Source organism: Sphingomonas benefaciens, assembly GCF_052907485.1.
This window is the reverse complement of sequence record NZ_JBREIC010000001.1, coordinates 1,411,529-1,429,376: the sequence shown is the minus strand read 5'-3', so window position 1 is coordinate 1,429,376 and position 17,848 is coordinate 1,411,529. Positions and strand designations below refer to the sequence as shown.

Below are 17,848 nucleotides of genomic sequence, written 5' to 3'. Positions count from 1 at the left end.
GGATCAGAACTGCGGTGCCGGCGCTCCCGGCGCGATCACCGTCGCGCGCGCGCTGATCCGAGCGCCATTGGCCAGCGTCGCGGTCAGCGTGACGCGGTCGCCGGGCTTGACCGCGCGGTTGACGTCGAACAGCATGACGTGGCGCCCGCCCGGCGCGAAGACGACATCGCTATTCGCCGGCAGCGCGACGCTGGTCAGCGGCCGCATCGTCGCCGTGCCGCCCGCACCGGCGGCGCTTTCGTGCATCTCCGCTCGCAGCGACACGTCGGAATTGGCGGCGACGACCGTCTGCGGCGTCTTGCCGCCGTGCAGCGTGAAATAGCCCGCCGCCGGCCGTCCCGGTACGGCCGGCAACCGCACCCAGGCGTTGGTCATGCTCAGCGGATCGGGCTTGACGCACCCGGCCAGCGACGCCGCCATCGTTACCGCGAGCACGCCCGCCATCTGTCGCCGCATCACCCTGGTGTCTCCGTCCGGGAACTTCCTCGCTTGCTCTATGGAACCGCAGTTCTTGCGGCAAGGCGAACCCCACCTATATCGCCGCCGTGACGAGGAGATTGCGCTGCCGTAACGGGGTGCATCCCTCATGGTTTGTTTGTCAGGGGCTAGGGTTAAGCACGTATGGCTAAAGTAATCGGTATCGATCTCGGCACCACCAACAGCTGCGTTGCGGTGATGGAGGGCGGCAAGCCCAAGGTGATCGAGAACGCCGAGGGCGCGCGCACGACGCCGTCGATCGTCGCCTTCGCCAAGGATGGCGAGCGGCTGGTCGGCCAGCCGGCGAAGCGTCAGGCGGTGACCAACGGCGACAACACGATCTTCGCGGTGAAGCGTCTGATCGGCCGTCGCTTCGACGATCCGATCACCAAGAAGGACACCGAGCTGGTGCCGTACCACATCGTGCGTGGCGGCAACGGCGATGCGTGGGTGCAGGCCGGCGGCAAGGATTATTCGCCGTCGCAGATCAGCGCCTTCACGCTGCAGAAGATGAAGGAAACCGCCGAATCGTATCTTGGCGAGACGGTGACGCAGGCGGTGATCACCGTCCCGGCGTACTTCAACGACGCGCAGCGCCAGGCGACCAAGGACGCCGGCCAGATCGCCGGCCTCGAAGTGCTGCGCATCATCAACGAGCCGACCGCGGCGGCGCTGGCCTATGGCCTCGAGAAGCAGGACGGCAAGACGATCGCGGTCTACGACCTTGGCGGCGGCACCTTCGACGTCTCGATCCTCGAGATCGGCGACGGCGTGTTCGAGGTGAAGGCGACCAACGGCGACACCTTCCTGGGCGGCGAGGATTTCGACAACAAGCTGGTCGATTATCTGGCCGAGGGCTTCAAGAAGGATGAGGGCATCGACCTCACCAAGGACAAGCTCGCGCTGCAGCGCCTGAAGGAAGCGGCCGAGAAGGCGAAGATCGAGCTGTCGTCGGCGGCGTCGACCGAGGTCAATCTGCCCTTCATCACCGCCGATCAGAACGGCCCGAAGCATCTGGTCAAGACGATCAGCCGCGCCGATCTGGAGCGTCTGGTCGACGGCCTGATCCAGCGCACGATCGAGCCGATGAAGAAGGCGCTCGCCGATGCCGGCGTGAAGACCAGCGACATCAGCGAAGTCGTGCTTGTCGGCGGCATGACCCGCATGCCGAAGGTGCGCGAGGCGGTGAAGCAGTTCTTCGGCAAGGAGCCGCACACCGGCGTCAACCCGGACGAGGTCGTCGCGATGGGCGCCGCGATCCAGGCGGGCGTGCTGCAGGGCGACGTCAAGGACGTGCTGCTGCTCGACGTGACGCCGCTGTCGCTCGGCATCGAGACGCTGGGCGGCGTGTTCACCCGGATGATCGATCGCAACACCACCATCCCGACCAAGAAGTCGCAGACCTATTCGACCGCGGACGACAACCAGGGCGCGGTGACGATCCGCGTCTTCCAGGGCGAGCGCGAAATGGCGGCGGACAACAAGCTGCTCGGCCAGTTCGACCTGGTCGGCATCCCGCCGGCGCCGCGCGGCGTGCCGCAGATCGAGGTGACGTTCGACATCGACGCCAACGGCATCGTCAACGTCTCGGCGAAGGACAAGGGCACCGGCAAGGAGCAGCAGATCCGCATCCAGGCTTCGGGTGGTCTCAGCGACAACGACATCGAACAGATGGTCCGCGACGCCGAGCAGTTCGCCGAGGAGGACAAGAAGCGGCGTGCGGCGGCCGAGGCGAAGAACAACGCCGAAAGCCTGATCCACACGACGGAGCGTCAGCTTGCCGACAATGGCGACAAGGTCGACGAATCGCTGAAGTCGGAGATCCAGGCGGCGATCGACGAGGCCAAGTCGGCGGTCGAGTCGAACGATGCCGATCGCATGACCGAGAAGGCGCAGGCGCTCGCGCAGGTCGCGATGAAGCTCGGCCAGGCGATCTACGAGAAGCAGCAGCAGGCCGATGCCTCGCCGCAGGGCGGCGCGACGAGCGAAGAGGCGAAGGCCGATGACGTGGTCGACGCCGAATTCTCGGAAGTCGACGACCACAAGGCGTAAGACCGGTGGACACCTGCCGTCGCCCCAGCGAAAGCTGGGGCCTCCTTCCCCCAGAGCTCGCTCGAATGGATGGAGATGCCAGCTTCCGCTGGCATGACGGCATGTCTCGGGGGCGAGTATGAGCACCACAGTCGACTATTATGAATTGCTCGAATGCGAGCGTGATGCGGACGGTGCGACGCTGAAGTCCGCCTATCGCAAGCTCGCGATGAAATACCATCCGGACAAGAACGCCGGGTGCAAGGATTCGGAAGCCAAGTTCAAGGCGGTCAGCGAGGCCTATGAGGTCCTAAAGGACCCGCAGAAGCGCGCCGCCTACGATCGCTACGGCCATGCCGCGTTCCAGAACGGCGGCGGCGGTGGCGCGCAGGATTTCGGCGCCTTCTCCGACATCTTCGAAAGCGTGTTCGGCGAATTCATGGGCGGCGGGCGCGGCGGTGGCCGGGCGCAGCCGCGACGTGGCGCCGATCTGCGCTATGACATGGAGATCAGCCTCGAAGAGGCGTTCCATGGCAAATCGACCGAGATCACCGTCGACGTGTCCGCGCAATGCGACACGTGCCAGGGCACGGGCGCCAAGCCGGGGACGCAGGCGACGACCTGCCGCCATTGCGCCGGCCATGGCAAGGTGCGCGCGCAGCAGGGTTTCTTCGTCGTCGAACGCGCCTGCCCGGTCTGCCAGGGCTCGGGCCAGGTGATCGCCGATCCGTGCGCCGACTGTCGCGGCGACGGTCGGATCGAACGGACCAAGACGCTGGCCGTCAACGTACCGCCCGGCGTCGACGAGGGGACGCGCATCCGCCTGACCGGCGAGGGCGAGGCGGGGCCGCGTGGCGCGCCGGCCGGCGATCTCTACATCTTCCTGCACGTCAAACGGCATGCGATCTTCGAGCGCGAGGGCACGACCCTGTTCGCGCGCGCGCCGATCAGTTTCACCACTGCGGCACTCGGCGGCATGCTGTCGATCCCGGGGCTCGACGGCGCCAAGCACGAGATCAAGATCCCCGCGGGCATCCAGTCCGGCAAGCAACTGCGCCAGCGCGGCGCCGGCATGCCGGTGCTGCAGGGGCGCGGCCAGGGCGACCTCGTCGTCCAGATCGAGGTGGAAACGCCGACCAAGCTGTCGACGCGGCAGCGCGAACTGCTTGAGCTGTTCCGCGAGACGGAAACGGGTGACGAATGTCCGGCGAGCCACGGCTTCTTCGCCAAGCTGAAGGGCGTGTTCGCGGGGGAATAGCCGGTTACGGGGTGCCGGCGATCGGGGGGGCGATGACGGCGATCATCACGACGTTTCTCTTCTGCTGGCTGATGCTAGCGGTGGCGCCGCGGACGGCGATCGGCCTGTGTCTGCACCGTTGGCTGGTGCTGGTCCCTGCGACGCGGCTTTCCGCGCTTAGCCGCGCCGATGCCGTGATCGGCCTGACCGTGCTGGTCGCGGGCATCGTCATGATCTGCTGCGACGACGGATCCGCCGCCCGCCTGTTCGTCACCGCAGTGCCCGATGTCGCGCTGTGGGTGTCGGCGGTGGAATGGTCGATGGTGCTCGACACGATCGTTGCCGTCGCTGCCGCGATTGCCGCGTGGCGTGGCCGCGGCGATGGTGTTCGGATCTCCCTTCCGCTGCGTCGCGCCGGCCACTGCCGCCGCCGGCGGACGATCCGGCCGCGCCGATCGTCACCCGCCAACGACGACGAGGGGCCGCATGACGCGGCGCAGGCATGCTAGGCCGGCAGCCCAGCGCGGCTCATCGATCCCCGACCGACGTCAGTCGGTGGCCAGCCGGGCTCGCTGCTCCGCCCGGGTCGGCACGCCCAATGCCGTGCGCAGCGTGTCGGGCACCAGGCTCTGGTCGTACGGCTCCATCGTCAGGCCGGTTCCGCCGACGCGCGTGTCGCGGACATATTGCGTGCCGTAGATCTGCGGTTGGCCGATCGCCATCAGATACCGGTCCAGCGTGGCCGCGGCGATCCACTGGGCCTCTACCTTGCCGCGCGCCGCAGCCGCAAGGGCCAGCGAATGGGCGAGGAGATAGTCCGGCGCCTTGGTGCCGTGTTGCAGGATGAAGGCGGCGCGGTAGAAATCCTCGGCGGTGCGGACATGGCCGTCTGCCAGCAGCGCCCGCGCCTTGATGCGACGGTCCGCGTCCTCAGCGACCATGCGCCGCGCCAGCGCGACGTCGATCGGCTTGGTCGCGCCGATCGCCTTGCGGATCGCCTGGTCGGCGTCGAACAGCGCCGCCAGCGTCTGGTCGTCCTGAGCCACCACGGCATGCGCCGGGGGCATGGCGGCCGCCGGGGACAGGCTGAGCAAGAGGGCGGCAAGTGGCGGAAGACCCATCGACAGTCACCTTCGCGTCGTTGTCGTGGCGTTATGATTACAAGTGTAGTCGGCATGTGGCAAGGGGGGGTCACCCGACGTCCTGTCGTGGCGGCGCGATCGCTTGCCGGGGGACAAGATTTTGCTCGCTTGCCTTTCCCCGCTCCAGCCGTTTGGATGGCCGACGAAATCGCGGAGTTTCCTTCATGCGCCTTGCCCTCGCCATCGCCACGCTCGCCACGCCCCTGCTCCTCGCCGCTGCACCGGTCGCGGCGCCGCGGGTCGGCGTGGCGAGCTTCGACGCGCTGCCGCAGCCCTTGCCGCTGCCCTATCACGCCGGTGATGCGAAGGCGGCGGTCGCCGCGGCGCGGGTGCGTGCTGCCAAGGCGCACAAGCGGCTGCTGATCGATCTCGGCGGCAATTGGTGCCTGGACTGCCGTCTGCTCGCAGGCGTCATGGAACTGCCGCAGATGCGCGGCTTCGTCGCCAAACATTTCGAAGTGGTGACGGTCGATGTCGGCCGCTTCGACCAGAATCTCGACATCCCTGCCAGCTACGGCATCAAGGGACGGCTGGCGGGCGTTCCCGCGGTGCTGATCGTCGATCCCAAGACCAACCGCCTGGTCAACGCCGGCCGCGAAACCGCGTTGGCCGATGCGCGCAGCCTGACCCCGCAGGCACTCGCCGACTGGCTGGCGGGCTGGGTAGCATAGAATTCGTCGAGGGCGAGTATACCATCCGCATAGAGCAATCGCACAAAGTTGCACATGTTGAGCTAATTCGTTTGGCAATGGGCCGAAATATATCGCTGGTGGGTATATTCCCTCTATGATGTAATGATCGGCAAAACGGAGGCGGATATGACGCGGCGATTTCTGCGATATGGTGTCTGTTGCCTTATGGCGGCTTGCGCCGTGCCGGTTGCCGCAGTGGCGCAGGAGAAGCTTCGTTCCGAGGCTATGGCCACACCGCCGTCGCTTCCCAACGCCGACAGTTCGGACGATATCATCGTTCGAGCATTGCAGATTCCCCGCGAGAAGCTGCCCGTCCAAGTCCATTGGAACCAGACGACGGCGTTCAGTTCGACGATCGAACAGGATGGTGCCGCCTTCTTCATGCGTTGCGCCTTCAAGACGACCGACGCGGCTTGGCTCCGCAAGGCGATCGACGGGGCGCCGAATTATGCATCGACCCGTTTCGCCGCATCGCGGATCCTGATGACCCATGCTGGCTGCTACCGTCCGCGGGCCGGGACCTTGCAGAAAGTGTCGATCAACCAGGTCGAGGTGCCAGTCGACCTGATCGACCGCGGCACGATGTTCGAACAGACGCTGACCAAATATGCGCCGGATGCGACGCTGACGTTGGCCCAGACCTATGATCCAGCGATCACGCAGCGATTGTTTGACAGCGAGGCGACGCACAATCGCTTTCGCCTGCCCAACGATCTCGGCGCCTTCCAAATCGCCATGTGTCTCGTTCAGCGGCAGCCGAAGCTCGCCACCCGTTTCGTTCACGCGTCGACCGATCGGGAACTGCAACGCGGCCTGACGCAGACCTTGCTGATCGAAGGGCGCGCCTGCCTCGGCAATACGCAGCGGGTCACGATCGATCCGGTCTATCTGCGTGCCTATGTTGCCGAAGCCTTCTATCGCTGGGTAGTGGCGGCGCGCGGCGTCGATAGTCTGATTCCGGCAGGTTGATCACCGCGCCTCTTGCATGCCGCGCTGCAGCGGGCATCATGCCCCTGCAACCGGGGGGACGATGATGCAGGGTCGGGTGTTGGGGGTGGACGTCAGGACCGGCGAGGGGCTGGTGGCGGGCGACGACGGCCGGCGCTACCGCTTCAGCCAGCAGGATTGGGCGACGCGCGGCGAGCCGGCGATCGGCATGACGGTCGATTTCGACGTTGACCAGGATCGTGCGCTCAGCGTCTTTCCGCTGCCCGGCGAGCAACGCGGCGTGACGACGCTGCCGCCACGCCCGCAGCCGCCGGTGGCCGACCGCAGCAAGATCGTCGCCGCGCTGCTCGCCCTCTTCCTGGGCACGCTCGGCATCCACCGTTTCTATCTGGGGCGAACCGGTTCCGGCATCGCGATGCTGGTCGTGTCGCTCACCGTCATCGGGCTGTTCGTCACCGGTATCTGGGCGTTCGTCGATGCCATCCGCTATCTGCTGATGTCCAACCGCGAGTTCGCAGCGCGCTACGCGCGGTCGGACTGACCGGTCAGCTGTTACCGAAGACGCGGGCGAAGATCGTATCGACGTGGCGCAAATGGTAGCCGAGGTCGAACTTGTCCTCGATCTCCGCCGGCGATAGCGCCGCCGTCACATCGGGATCGGCCTTGAGCAGGTCGAGCAGCGACAGCGCGCCGTCGCTCTCCCACACCTTCATCGCGTTGCGCTGCACCAGGCGATAGGCGTCTTCGCGGCTCGCCCCCGCCTGGGTCAGCGCCAGCAGCACCCGCTGCGAATGGACGAGGCCGCCCATCCGGTCGAGGTTCTTCTGCATGCGCGCCGGATAGACGAGCAATTTGTCGATGACGCCGGTCAGCCGCGCCAGCGCGAAGTCGAGCGTGATCGTCGCGTCCGGGCCGATATAGCGTTCGACCGACGAATGGCTGATGTCGCGCTCGTGCCACAGCGCGACATTCTCCAGCGCCGGCGTCACATAGCCGCGCACCATGCGCGCAAGGCCGGTGAGGTTCTCGGTCAGCACCGGGTTGCGCTTGTGCGGCATCGCCGACGAACCCTTCTGCCCCGGCGAGAAATATTCCTCCGCCTCCAGCACCTCGGTACGCTGCAGGTGCCGCACCTCGACCGCAAGCCGCTCGACCGACGAGGCGATCACGCCCAGCGTCGCGAAGAACATCGCGTGCCGGTCGCGCGGGATGACCTGGGTCGACACGGGCTCGATCGCCAGGCCGAGCTTGGCGGCGACATGTTCCTCGACGCGCGGATCGATGTTGGCGAAGGTGCCGACCGCGCCGGAGATCGCGCAGGTCGCGATATCCGCACGAGCGGCGATCAGCCGGGTGCGGCAGCGGTCGAACTCGGCATAGGCCTGCGCCAGCTTGAGGCCGAAGGTGACCGGTTCGGCGTGGATGCCATGGCTGCGTCCGATCGTCGGCGTCAGCTTGTGCTCGCGCGCGCGCCGCTCGAGCACCTCGAGCAGCCGGTCGAGGTCGGCGATCAGGATGTCAGCCGCCCGCGCCAGCTGCACGCTCAGCGTCGTGTCGAGCACGTCGGATGAGGTCATGCCCTGGTGCATGAAGCGCGCCTGGTCGCCGACATGCTCCGCGACCCAGGTCAGGAAGGCGATGACATCGTGCTTGGTCACCGCCTCGATCGCGTCGATCGCCGCGACGTCGATGACCGGATCGGTGCGCCACCACGCCCACAGCGCCTCGGCCGCTTCGCGCGGCACCACGCCCAGATCGGCGAGCGCGTCGGTGGCATGCGCCTCGATCTCGAACCAGATGCGATAGCGCGCCTCCGGCGTCCAGATCGCAGTCATGTCGGGGCGGGAATAGCGGGGGACCATAAGGATCCTTCGTCCTGAAGAGGGCACGGTTCGCCGCGCGGCTTGGCACGCGACTCGCGGATTGCCGCGGGGCGTTAGCAAAGCCGTGCGCCGTCCACAAACGGTCCGATGTGGAACCGTTGAAAACCATGCAACGTTGACCCACATGAAATGGACGGCGCGGTCGTCTCAAGATGATCCGTCAGAACGTTTCGATACGACAATGGGAGACAAGCAATGTTGAAATATGCTTTGCTCGCCGGCGCGATGACGATTGCTGCGCCGGCGATGGCGCAGAGTGCGACAACTCAGCCGCAGACGCAGCCGGGGCGCCAGCCGATGGCCACGGCACCCGCGACGACTGTGCCGGACCAGACGACAATACAGGCGGCTCAGCCGGCGACGCAACCGGCGGACACCGCCACCCCGGTCGAACAGGCGGCGCAGGTCCAACCAGCACCGCAAGCAGCGACCTCACCGGAGTCGGATAGCGCCACGACCGCCACCGCATCGGCAGCCGCCACGCCGGCCAGCGGAGCGACCCAGGTTGCGACGATCGTCGACACCGAATTCCCCAGCTATGACGGGAACAAGGACGGGCAGCTGACCAAGGTCGAATTCGACAATTGGATGGTCAAGCTGAAGCAGGCGAGCGATCCGGCGACCACCGCCGATGCCCCCGCGACGAAAAAGTGGCTGGGCGCGGCCTTCACCCAGGCCGACAAGGATCGGAACAAGGAGATCAGCAAGGCCGAGCTGATCGGCTTCCTGAGCCAGGGCCAGTCCTGATCCGGTAGCGACGGATGACGAGGGGCCGCCGGAGCGATCCGGCGGCCCCTTTGCTGTGCCGGCTTGCGGTCAGATCAGCCCGGCCGCCCGCAGGCTCGCGTGGCCGGCGGTGCCGATGATGAGATGGTCGTGCACGGCGATGCCGAGCGGCTTGCCGGCCTCGGCGATCGACCGGGTGATCGCGATATCGGCGCGGCTGGGGGAGGGGTCGCCGGAGGGATGGTTGTGCACCAGGATCACCGCCGCCGAGCCGAGCTCGATCGCGCGGCGGATCACCTCGCGGACGTGCACGGCGGTTTCGTCGATCGAGCCTTCGCTCATCACCTCGTCGCGGATCAGCATGTTGCGGGTGTTGAGGTGCAGCACCCGAAAACGCTCGATGCCGTGATGCGCCATGTCCGCCCGCAGATAGTCGAGCAGCGCCTGCCAGTTGGCGAGCACCGGCCGTGCCGCGACGTCGGCCTGCAACAGCCGCAGCGCGGCGGCCTGGGCGACCTTGAGTGCCGCGATGCTGCTCTCGCCCATGCCGGCTACCCGCCGCAGCGCTTCGGCATCGGCGGTCAGCGCCCCGCCGATGCCGCCGAACTCACGCAGCAGCGCCTTGGCGAGGGGTTTGGTGTCGCGGCGCGGGATCGCGAGGCCAAGCAGATATTCGATCAGCTCATAATCCTGCAACGCCTCGCCGCCGTGGCCGAGCAGGCGTGCGCGCAGGCGGGATCGATGCCCGGCATTATCGTCCGACCGGTCGGTCATGGCCCGTCAAACTAGAGCCCGGCCGGGGTGGACGCAATTGCATCGCCACGGCGGACCGGCCTATGGAAGCGGCATGGATGAGCCCGGCGACGACGCGGAACAGGCAGCGCGCGTCGCCCGGCGGCGGCCCATCCCGCGGTTCGGGCGCGGCGGTCGGATCGCGCTGGCAGTCGCCCTGGTCGCCCTGGCGGCGCTGATCGCGCTGTGGATCGGGCGCAAGCCGATCGCCGGCCATGTCATCGACCGCGAACTCGCCAGACGGGGCGTCGCCGCGCGCTATACGATCGGCGACCTCGGCTTCGGGGCGCAGCGGCTGACCGATGTCGTCATCGGCGACCCGGCCGATCCCGATCTGGTCGCCGATTGGATCGAAACCGACACGGGCTTCGGATTGAACGGACCGCGCCTCGTCAAGCTGCGCGCCGGCCATGTCCGCGTCCGCGGGCGATGGCAGGACGGCCGGATCACGCTCGGCGAGCTGGACAAGTTGATGGGGCCGCCATCGGGCAAGCCGTTCGCGCTGCCGGCGATGCGCGTCGACATCGCCGATGCGCGGATGCGGCTGGAGACGCCGGCCGGCCCGGTGGGCTTGCGCCTGAGCGGCAAGGGGCGGATCGACGACGGCTTTGACGGTCGCATCGCCGCAGTCGCGCCGCGTCTGATGGTCGCCGGCTGCGACGTGCGCGGACTTGCCGCGGCGCTGCACGTCACCACCGCCGACGGCGCGCCGCGCTTTGCCGGGCCGGTGCGCGCGGCGCAGGGCGGCTGCGGGACTGTGGCGCTAGCCAATGCCGGGCTCGACGTGGATGCGGTGCTGTCCGCCCGCCTCGACCATTGGCAAGGCAGCGCACGGCTGGCGAGCGGCGCGGTGCGCGGCCCCGGTGTGGCGGCGACGGCGGCGCAGGGGCGGCTCGACTTTGCAGGCAAGGCCGCCGCTACCGCCGGCCATGTCGCCCTGGCGGCGTTGCGGGTCCGCACCGCGCCGGGTGCCGCGGCACGGCTGACCGTGGACGGTGACTATCGGATCGGCGCGACGCAGAGCTTCGCCGGTCGCCTCGCGGTCGAGGGTGCACGCGCCGATCGTCGCCTGCCGGACATGACGGCCGCCACTGCTTCGACGCCGCTCGCCCCGCTCGCGCGGCGGATGGACTTTGCGCTTCGGCAGGCGGCACGCAGCTTCGCGGCGCGCGCGACGATCCGCGCCGAACGCAGCCCGGACGATACCCGGATCACACTGACCGACGCCGAGCTGACCGCGGCAAGCGGTGCCCGACTCCGTCTGACCAGCGGCGACGGCATCGGCTATGCGCGCCGCGCCCCGCTCAGCGGCGCGGCCCAGCTCGCGCTGGCGGGCGGCGGTCTGCCCACGGTCACCGCCGATGTCGCACGTCGCCGGCCCGGCGCGACGTTGCAGGCGCAGATCGCGGTCGCACCCTATGCGGTCGAGGATGCGCGGCTCGCGCTGACGCCGATCCGGCTCGCGCTGCAGGACGGCGGCGCGCTGCGGCTGACCACCCGGGCGCAGTTGTCCGGTCCGCTGGCCGGGAGCGGCCGGGTCGATGGGCTGACCGTGCCGGTCGACCTGCGCCGCGACGGCCGGGGCGCGATCGTCATCAATCCCGGCTGCACCCCGCTGGCGCTGCGCCGGCTGGTGCTGTCCGGCCTAACCCTCGATCCGGTCGCGACCCGCGTCTGCGCGCCGGGCGAGGGGCTAATCCGCAGTGTCGGCGGCCGGATCGACGGCGGGGCGCGGCTCGGCACGACCCATCTGACCGGCCGGCTTGGTGGCACGCCGCTCGACCTTGCCGCGACGGGCGCGACGCTCCGCCTCGGCGACCGCGGGTTCACCGTCGCCGGTCTGGCAGTGCGGCTGGGCAGCGCCGAACGGGTGACGCGGATCGACATCGCCGATCTTGCCGGACGGGTCACCGACGGTGGGGTCGCCGGCACCTTCGCCGGCGGCGCGGGGCAGATCGGCGCGGTGCCGCTGCTGCTCGGCGAGGCCGCGGGCAACTGGCGGTTCCGTGGCGGCGTGCTGGCGCTGACCGGCGCGCTGACCGTACGCGACGCTGCCGACGTGCCGCGGTTCAATCCTATGAACGGCCGCGACGTCGCGCTGACCCTGGCGGACGGCGCGATCCGCGCCACCGGCACGCTCGCGGAGCCGACCACCGGCACCCGCGTCGCCGACGTCGTCATCGCGCATCGATTGAGCACCGGCGAAGGCCGCGCCGACCTGACCGTGCCCGGCATCACCTTTGCCAAGACCTTCCAGCCCGATCTGCTCACCACCCTGACCAAGGGCGTCGTCGCGGATGTCGATGGCGTCGTGACGGGGGAGGGGCATATCGCCTGGAGCGCCGCCGGTGTCACCTCGACCGGGCAATTTGCGACGACCGGCCTGAACCTCGCCGCCGCCCTCGGCCCGGTCACCGGCATCACGACCACGATCCACTTCACCGATCTGCTCGCGTTGGAAAGCGCGCCGGGGCAGGTGGCGACGATCAAGACGGTCAATCCCGGCATCGCCGTCAACGACGGTACGATCCGCTACCAGACGCTCGCCGGCAGCCGCGTGCGCGTCGAATCCGGCACCTGGCCGTTCGCCGGTGGGCAGTTGACCCTGCTGCCGACGACGCTCGATTTCTCCACCGATCAGCCGCGCCGCATGACCTTCCGCATCCGCGGTGCCGCGGCGGACCAGTTCCTGCAGCAATTCGACTTCAAGAACCTCGACGCCACCGGCATCTTCGACGGCGAGCTGCCGATGGTGTTCGACACCACCGGCGGGCGGATCGAGGGTGGCCATCTGACGGTGCGGGAGGGCGGCGGCGGCCTCGCCTATGTCGGCGAGCTGACGCAGAAGGATCTGGGCTTCTGGGGCAATCTCGCCTTCCAGGCGCTGCGCTCGCTGCGCTACCGCAGCCTGACGATCACGATGAACGGGCCGCTGGCCGGCGAGATGGTGACGCAGGTCCGCTTCGCCGGCGTGACGCAGGGCAAGGGCGCCAAGTCGAATTTCCTAATCCGCCGGCTGCAGCGCCTGGCGTTCGTGTTCAACGTGCAGATCAAGGCGCCCTTCCGCGGGCTGCTCGATTCGGCGCAGTCCTTCTACGACCCCAGCCGGCTGATCCAGCGCAATCTGCCCGCGCTGCTCGAGGAACAACGCAAACAGGGCATTCAGCCCCCCGCAAGCGAGACCGTGCCATGAGCGTAACAGCATTGACGAAACGGCGAAGGATGACGACTTCCATCGCGATGAAGGGTTGGGCCGCGATCGGGCTGGCGATGGGGACGGGCGCGTGCGTCAACGTCACCGCGCCGGACAAGCCGATCGAGATCAACCTCAACATCGCGGTCACGCAGCAGGTGGTGTACCGCCTCGACGGCGAGGCGAAGTCGCTGATCCAGCAGAACCCTGGGGGTATTTTCTGATGAACAAGGTCATGATGGTTGCCGGCCTGGCGGCTCTCGCCGGCCTTTCGGTGCAGGCCGCGGCGCAGCGCGACCCCGCCTATGCCGCCGCACGCGAGGCGAAGCAGGTCGGCGAACAGCCCGACGGCTATCTCGGCGTGGTGAGCGGCGGCCCGGCGATCCAGGCGCTGGTCCGCGACATCAACATCAAGCGCAAGGCGGCCTATACGCAGAGCGCGCAGGCGAACGGGTCGACGGTGGAGCAATTCGCCTTCACCACCGGCTGCAACCTCGTCGCGCGCGTGCCGGTCGGCGAGATGTACAAGACGCCGTCGGGCCAGTGGAAGGAAAACACCGGCACGCCGGAGATCGACCCACGCTGCAAGTGATGGGGCGGGGCGGGACGACCGCCCGACCCGTCATCCCCGCGAAGGCGGGGATCCAGACGTGCAGGTCTCACGTAGACCACGCCGTCAGCGTCTCTGGGTCCCCGCCGCCGCTGGAATAAAGGAAACGGCCGCGGCAACGGGCCGCATTCCCGTTCATCCCCGCGTAACAATCGCGAGCGGTTGACACCCCAAGGTGCCTTATCTAGACGCATCCGTGCCTTGGCGGGATCGCTCGCCGATCGTGCGCAATCCTCCCCCGGCCGATGACGATTGGGTTGAGGATGGCGCATGGCGGATGAGGGTCCGGGACAGGACTTCGGCAGCACGGCGGAAGATCCGCGGCTTTCCGCGCTCGACGAGCGGCTACGGAAAGCCCGGCATCAGGAAGCGGTGCGGACGGGTCAGGCGGCACCCAATGCGGATGCGGGCTATTCGCTCGGCAACCGGGTGCTGGCGGCCCTGATCGGCAGTCTCGTCGGTTCGGCGTTGATCGGCTGGTGTATCGACCGCTGGTTCGGCACGACCCCTTGGGCGCTGATCGTGATGCTGTTCCTCGGAATAGCGGTCGCGTTCAGGCAGATCATACGGATCACAGGCACGCGCCCGGAGTAAACCGGGCGTTTGTCATATTGGGAAGGCGAGCAACAGCACGTGGCGGCAGAGACGGGCAGCAAGATCGATCCGATGCACCAGTTCCTGATCGAACCTCTGTTCGGTCGGCACTGGATCGTCGCGGGGCACGATCTGTCCTTCACCAACTCCGCGCTGTGGATGGTGATCACCCTGGCCAGCCTGTGGCTGTTCATGCTCGGTGGCATGAAGCGCCAGCTGGTGCCCGGCCGCTGGCAGGCCGCGGTCGAAGGCTTCACCGGCTTCGTCCAGAACATGCTGACGTCGAACATCGGGCCGGAGGGCAAGCGCTTCGTTCCCTATGTCTTCTCGCTGTTCATGTTCATCCTGTTCGCCAACATCTGGGGCCTGACCCCGGTCGGCGTGGTGCCGGGCTGGCATCCGTTCACGATCACCAGCCACCTGACGGTCACCGGCGTGCTGGCGATCATCAGCTTTTCGATCGTGCTGATCGTCGGCTTCGGCAAGCACGGCTTCCACTTCTTCAGCCTGTTCGTGCCGCACGGCACGCCGCCGCTGATGATCCCGCTGATCTTCGTTGTCGAGCTGATGAGCTTCCTGGTGCGCCCTTTCAGCCTCGGCCTGCGACTGTTCGTCGCGATGACCGCGGGGCACATCCTGCTGAAAGTGCTCGCCGCCTTCGTCATCAACGGCATCAATTTCGGCCCCGGCTATGTCGCGCTGATCTCGCTGCCCAGCTTCCTGCTGATGATCGGCATCACGCTGCTCGAGCTGCTGGTCGCCGCCATCCAGGCCTATGTCTTCGCGCTGCTGACGAGCGTCTATCTCAACGACGCCGTCAACCTGCACTGAGTTTTCGTACCCTACCAACGTTTTGAACTGGAGTGATTGAAATGGACGCAGAAGCCGCTCGCATGCTGGGTGCCGGTCTGGCCGCCATCGGTATGGGCCTCGCCTCGCTCGGCGTGGGCAACGTGTTCGCCAAGTTCCTCGAGGGCGCGCTGCGCAATCCGGGTGCGGCGGACAGCCAGCAGGGCCGTCTGTTCATCGGTTTCGCGGGCGCCGAGCTGCTCGGCCTGCTCGCCTTCGTGACGATGATCATCCTGGTGTTCGTCGCCAAGTAATGTCGTCGGCGGGCGGTGCGTGACGCCACGCGCCGCCGGCCACGAGAGGACGCCATGCCCCAGATAGCCCAGCTCTCCGCCACCTACGCCTCGCAGATCTTCTGGCTGCTCGTCACCTTCGGCATCCTGTATTTCGGGATCGGCAAGATGATGGTGCCCAGGGTCATTGCGACCGTGGACGCGCGCGAGGCGCAGATCGCCGGCGATCTCGCCGCGGCGGAACAGGCGCGTCTGGCCGCCGACCAGACCGAGGCGGCATGGCGTGCCGAAATGGATGCGGCGCGCAGCGCGGCGCAGGCGGAGACCGCCGCGGCCAAGGCGCGCGCCGCCAAGGCGGCGGAAAGCCAGGTCCATGCCGTCGACGCCGAGCTGGCCGAACGGCTGGCGCATCATGACCTCGCCGTCGGCAATGCCAAGGCGCAGGCGATGCTGAACCTGCAGACGGTCGCGGCGGAAGTCGCGCAGGATCTGGTCGCCAAGGTCGCCGGCGTCCAGGTCAGCATCGAAGCCGCCGCCGATGCGGTCCGCCGGAGCAACGCCCATGGCTAATGCCGCCACGATGGATCGGGCGGATGCGTCGATCCAGGCCAACCTCAACGACGCGGCCTCGGCGCAGGGGCTCCAGCCCCGCGACATCCGCGATGCCAGCGCCCTGACCAACGGCGTCGCCGAGCCTGACGCGCATCATGTCGAGGAGCCGACCGCGCTCGGCTTGAACACCACCGGCTGGGTCGGCATCGCAGCGCTGGTCGTGCTGATCGGCATGATCGTCGCCAAGGTGCCGGGCAAGATCGGCGCCTCGCTCGACGGCAAGATCGCCGCGATCCGTCAGCAGCTCGACGAGGCCAAGGCGCTGCGCGCCGAGGCGGAGCGGCTGCGCAACGAATATGAGGCCAAGGCCAAGGCCGCCGAGGCGGATGCCGCGACCATGCGCAGCCATGCGCAGCAGGAAGCGAACCAGATCATCGCCAAGGCGAAGCAGGATGCGGAGGAGCTGATGGCCCGCCGCACCAAGCGCGCCGAGGACAAGATCGCCGCCGCCGAACGCCAGGCGATCGCCGAGGTCCGCGCGCTCGCCGCCGACAGCGCCGCCAAGGCCGCCGCCACGCTGATCGCGGAACATATCGACGGCAACGCCGACAAGGCGATGGTCGACCGCGCCATCGCCGGGCTCGGCCGCCCCCACTGATCCGACCTGCGCGCCTGCCTCGTGCAGGAGCCTGACACCCTACCGGAGCCGCTCGCGGCTCCGGGTTTCCTGCATCGGCAGGATCATGCCGCCGCACGGTGGTGACTTCTTAACCCCGCGCCGTCTCTTCCCGGGTTTCCGGCGGCGCCCAACGGTCAACGAGCCCGCAGCAAGGAGACATCCTCCATGTCCTGGGCCATTCTCGCCGTCGCCGTCGTCACCGAGATCTGTTGGGCGCTCAGCCTGAAATGGGCCGCGACGCTCGCCACCTGGCAGGCATCCAGCGTTCCGATCATCCTGTCCTTCGTCAACATGGACCTGCTCGCGCTGGCGATGCGCGGACTGCCCGCCGGAACGGCCTATGCGGTCTGGACGGGGCTGGGCGCGGTCGGCGTGATCATCGGCGGCGTCATCTTCTTCGGCGACAAGGTCAGCCTGATCCAGGCCGGTTTCATGGCGCTGACCGTGATCGGCGTCGTCGGCACCAAGCTGTTCGGCCAGGCGTGAAGGCATGAGGAGCGCGGCACGGTGCCGCACACCCACCGTCACCCCGGACCCGTTCCGGGGTCCACCCTGCGGCTGGGTGTGGCCTCCGCTGCTCTTGCCGGGCGCTTGCGGCCCGGTGGACCTCCGGAACAGGTCCGGGGTGACGGGGTGGGCTTGGTGATGGTACATGTTCCCCGCGCGTCGTGACGCGAGGTGAGGTGTTGCCGATGATCCTGCTGTCGCTCTTGCTTGTCGCCGCCCAGGCGCCGCAATCCTCCACCGCCGCCGATCGGGCGGGCAAGTTCTCGCTCGACCTGCCCGCCGACGACACGGTGATCGCGCCCGCCGACTCGAAAACTGCCGATCCCAAGCCCGCCGGCGTGCCGCCGGCCGACCCTGCGCCGGTCACACGCCCGACGACGACTCACTTCTCGCTCGACACGCCGATCGCCGATCTGCTCGCCGATCCGGGGGCCAAGGCGGTGCTCGACAAGGACATGCCGGGGCTCAGCACCGACGACAATCTGCCCAAGTTCAACGCGCTGTCGCTGCGCCGGCTGGCGCCGCTCAGCGGCGGGCAGATGACGGCCGATCTGATGGGCAAGCTGGCCTATGACCTCGCCGCGCTCGGCGGTGGCGCGCCGCCGCCGGGAGCGAAGAAGCCGACGGGTCCGGTGGTCGGCCGCTAGGCCATGCAACGGGAGTGACGGCACAGACCTTTCGCCAAGACTCCCAGACTCCTACA

Annotated in this window: 21 protein-coding genes; 17 read left to right on the top strand and 4 right to left on the bottom strand. The window is 68.0% G+C overall.

Going from position 1 to position 17,848, the window contains the following annotated elements; genetic code table 11:
- Positions 1-3: 3 nt before the first annotated feature.
- Positions 4-456, bottom strand: a complete 453-nt coding sequence (locus ACU5AX_RS07030) for a copper chaperone PCu(A)C (RefSeq protein ID WP_446690482.1) — start codon at positions 454-456, stop codon at positions 4-6.
- A gap of 165 nt (positions 457-621) precedes the next feature.
- Between ACU5AX_RS07030 and dnaK the strand changes: the two genes are divergently transcribed.
- The 3 genes from dnaK (at position 622) to ACU5AX_RS07015 (ending at position 4,254) form a co-directional block, all read left to right on the top strand.
- Positions 622-2,529: a molecular chaperone DnaK gene (gene dnaK, locus ACU5AX_RS07025; protein WP_198352034.1), complete on the top strand. Its 1,908-nt coding sequence runs from the start codon at positions 622-624 to the stop codon at positions 2,527-2,529.
- Between the two features lie 118 nt (positions 2,530-2,647).
- Entirely contained in the window at positions 2,648-3,766 is a 1,119-nt protein-coding gene (dnaJ, locus tag ACU5AX_RS07020) for a molecular chaperone DnaJ (RefSeq protein ID WP_446690203.1), read from the top strand.
- A gap of 32 nt (positions 3,767-3,798) precedes the next feature.
- Positions 3,799-4,254: a hypothetical protein gene (locus tag ACU5AX_RS07015; protein WP_446690202.1), complete on the top strand. Its 456-nt coding sequence runs from the start codon at positions 3,799-3,801 to the stop codon at positions 4,252-4,254.
- 39 nt (positions 4,255-4,293) lie between these two features.
- Here the strand turns inward: ACU5AX_RS07015 and ACU5AX_RS07010 are convergent, their stop codons facing one another.
- Positions 4,294-4,866 carry a DUF6624 domain-containing protein gene (locus ACU5AX_RS07010; RefSeq protein ID WP_446690201.1) on the bottom strand — a complete coding sequence of 191 codons (573 nt, stop codon included), beginning with the start codon at positions 4,864-4,866 and terminating at the stop codon, positions 4,294-4,296.
- Positions 4,867-5,051: 185 nt separating this feature from the next.
- Between ACU5AX_RS07010 and ACU5AX_RS07005 the strand changes: the two genes are divergently transcribed.
- The 3 genes from ACU5AX_RS07005 (at position 5,052) to ACU5AX_RS06995 (ending at position 7,068) form a co-directional block, all read left to right on the top strand.
- Entirely contained in the window at positions 5,052-5,558 is a 507-nt protein-coding gene (locus tag ACU5AX_RS07005; RefSeq protein ID WP_446690200.1) for a thioredoxin family protein, read from the top strand.
- Positions 5,559-5,864: 306 nt separating this feature from the next.
- Entirely contained in the window at positions 5,865-6,548 is a 684-nt protein-coding gene (locus ACU5AX_RS07000) for a hypothetical protein (RefSeq protein ID WP_446690199.1), read from the top strand.
- An 85-nt stretch (positions 6,549-6,633) separates the two neighbouring features.
- Complete coding sequence (locus ACU5AX_RS06995; protein WP_446690198.1) at positions 6,634-7,068, top strand: TM2 domain-containing protein; 435 nt, start codon at positions 6,634-6,636, stop codon at positions 7,066-7,068.
- Between the two features lie 4 nt (positions 7,069-7,072).
- Here the strand turns inward: ACU5AX_RS06995 and purB are convergent, their stop codons facing one another.
- Positions 7,073-8,389, bottom strand: coding sequence for an adenylosuccinate lyase (purB, locus tag ACU5AX_RS06990; RefSeq protein WP_446690197.1), 1,317 nt, complete (start codon positions 8,387-8,389; stop codon positions 7,073-7,075).
- Positions 8,390-8,605: 216 nt separating this feature from the next.
- Here purB and ACU5AX_RS06985 point away from each other — a divergent pair, with 216 nt between their 5' ends.
- The gene (locus tag ACU5AX_RS06985; protein WP_446690196.1) at positions 8,606-9,157 is read left to right on the top strand and encodes an EF-hand domain-containing protein; all 552 of its coding nucleotides are present in this window, start codon (positions 8,606-8,608) and stop codon (positions 9,155-9,157) included.
- A gap of 69 nt (positions 9,158-9,226) precedes the next feature.
- Here the strand turns inward: ACU5AX_RS06985 and radC are convergent, their stop codons facing one another.
- Positions 9,227-9,910, bottom strand: a complete 684-nt coding sequence (gene radC / locus ACU5AX_RS06980; RefSeq protein ID WP_446690195.1) for a RadC family protein — start codon at positions 9,908-9,910, stop codon at positions 9,227-9,229.
- 73 nt (positions 9,911-9,983) lie between these two features.
- Between radC and ACU5AX_RS06975 the strand changes: the two genes are divergently transcribed.
- The 10 genes from ACU5AX_RS06975 to ACU5AX_RS06930 all read left to right on the top strand — a co-directional run bounded on the left by ACU5AX_RS06975 (position 9,984) and on the right by ACU5AX_RS06930 (position 17,792).
- Positions 9,984-13,121: an intermembrane phospholipid transport YdbH family protein gene (locus ACU5AX_RS06975; RefSeq protein ID WP_446690194.1), complete on the top strand. Its 3,138-nt coding sequence runs from the start codon at positions 9,984-9,986 to the stop codon at positions 13,119-13,121.
- 29 nt (positions 13,122-13,150) lie between these two features.
- The gene (locus ACU5AX_RS06970; RefSeq protein WP_232473762.1) at positions 13,151-13,345 is read left to right on the top strand and encodes a YnbE family lipoprotein; all 195 of its coding nucleotides are present in this window, start codon (positions 13,151-13,153) and stop codon (positions 13,343-13,345) included.
- Positions 13,345-13,713, top strand: coding sequence for a YdbL family probable chaperone protein (locus tag ACU5AX_RS06965; RefSeq protein WP_446690193.1), 369 nt, complete (start codon positions 13,345-13,347; stop codon positions 13,711-13,713). The genes ACU5AX_RS06970 and ACU5AX_RS06965 overlap by 1 nt, the downstream gene beginning before the upstream one ends.
- Positions 13,714-14,001: 288 nt before the next feature.
- Positions 14,002-14,325 carry an AtpZ/AtpI family protein gene (locus ACU5AX_RS06960; protein ID WP_446690192.1) on the top strand — a complete coding sequence of 108 codons (324 nt, stop codon included), beginning with the start codon at positions 14,002-14,004 and terminating at the stop codon, positions 14,323-14,325.
- Positions 14,326-14,364: 39 nt separating this feature from the next.
- Positions 14,365-15,156: a F0F1 ATP synthase subunit A gene (locus ACU5AX_RS06955; RefSeq protein WP_198352046.1), complete on the top strand. Its 792-nt coding sequence runs from the start codon at positions 14,365-14,367 to the stop codon at positions 15,154-15,156.
- Between the two features lie 41 nt (positions 15,157-15,197).
- Positions 15,198-15,428, top strand: coding sequence for a F0F1 ATP synthase subunit C (locus tag ACU5AX_RS06950; protein WP_115378701.1), 231 nt, complete (start codon positions 15,198-15,200; stop codon positions 15,426-15,428).
- Positions 15,429-15,482: 54 nt separating this feature from the next.
- Positions 15,483-15,977 carry a F0F1 ATP synthase subunit B family protein gene (locus ACU5AX_RS06945; RefSeq protein WP_446690191.1) on the top strand — a complete coding sequence of 165 codons (495 nt, stop codon included), beginning with the start codon at positions 15,483-15,485 and terminating at the stop codon, positions 15,975-15,977.
- On the top strand, positions 15,970-16,617 hold the full coding sequence (locus ACU5AX_RS06940) for a F0F1 ATP synthase subunit B family protein (protein WP_446690190.1): 648 nt from the start codon (positions 15,970-15,972) through the stop codon (positions 16,615-16,617). The genes ACU5AX_RS06945 and ACU5AX_RS06940 overlap by 8 nt, the downstream gene beginning before the upstream one ends.
- 186 nt (positions 16,618-16,803) lie before the next feature.
- Positions 16,804-17,124 (top strand): DMT family transporter, encoded by a 321-nt coding sequence (locus tag ACU5AX_RS06935; RefSeq protein WP_446690189.1) that lies wholly within the window; start codon positions 16,804-16,806, stop codon positions 17,122-17,124.
- A 206-nt stretch (positions 17,125-17,330) separates the two neighbouring features.
- Entirely contained in the window at positions 17,331-17,792 is a 462-nt protein-coding gene (locus tag ACU5AX_RS06930; protein ID WP_446690188.1) for a hypothetical protein, read from the top strand.
- The last annotated feature ends 56 nt before the right edge of the window (positions 17,793-17,848 follow it).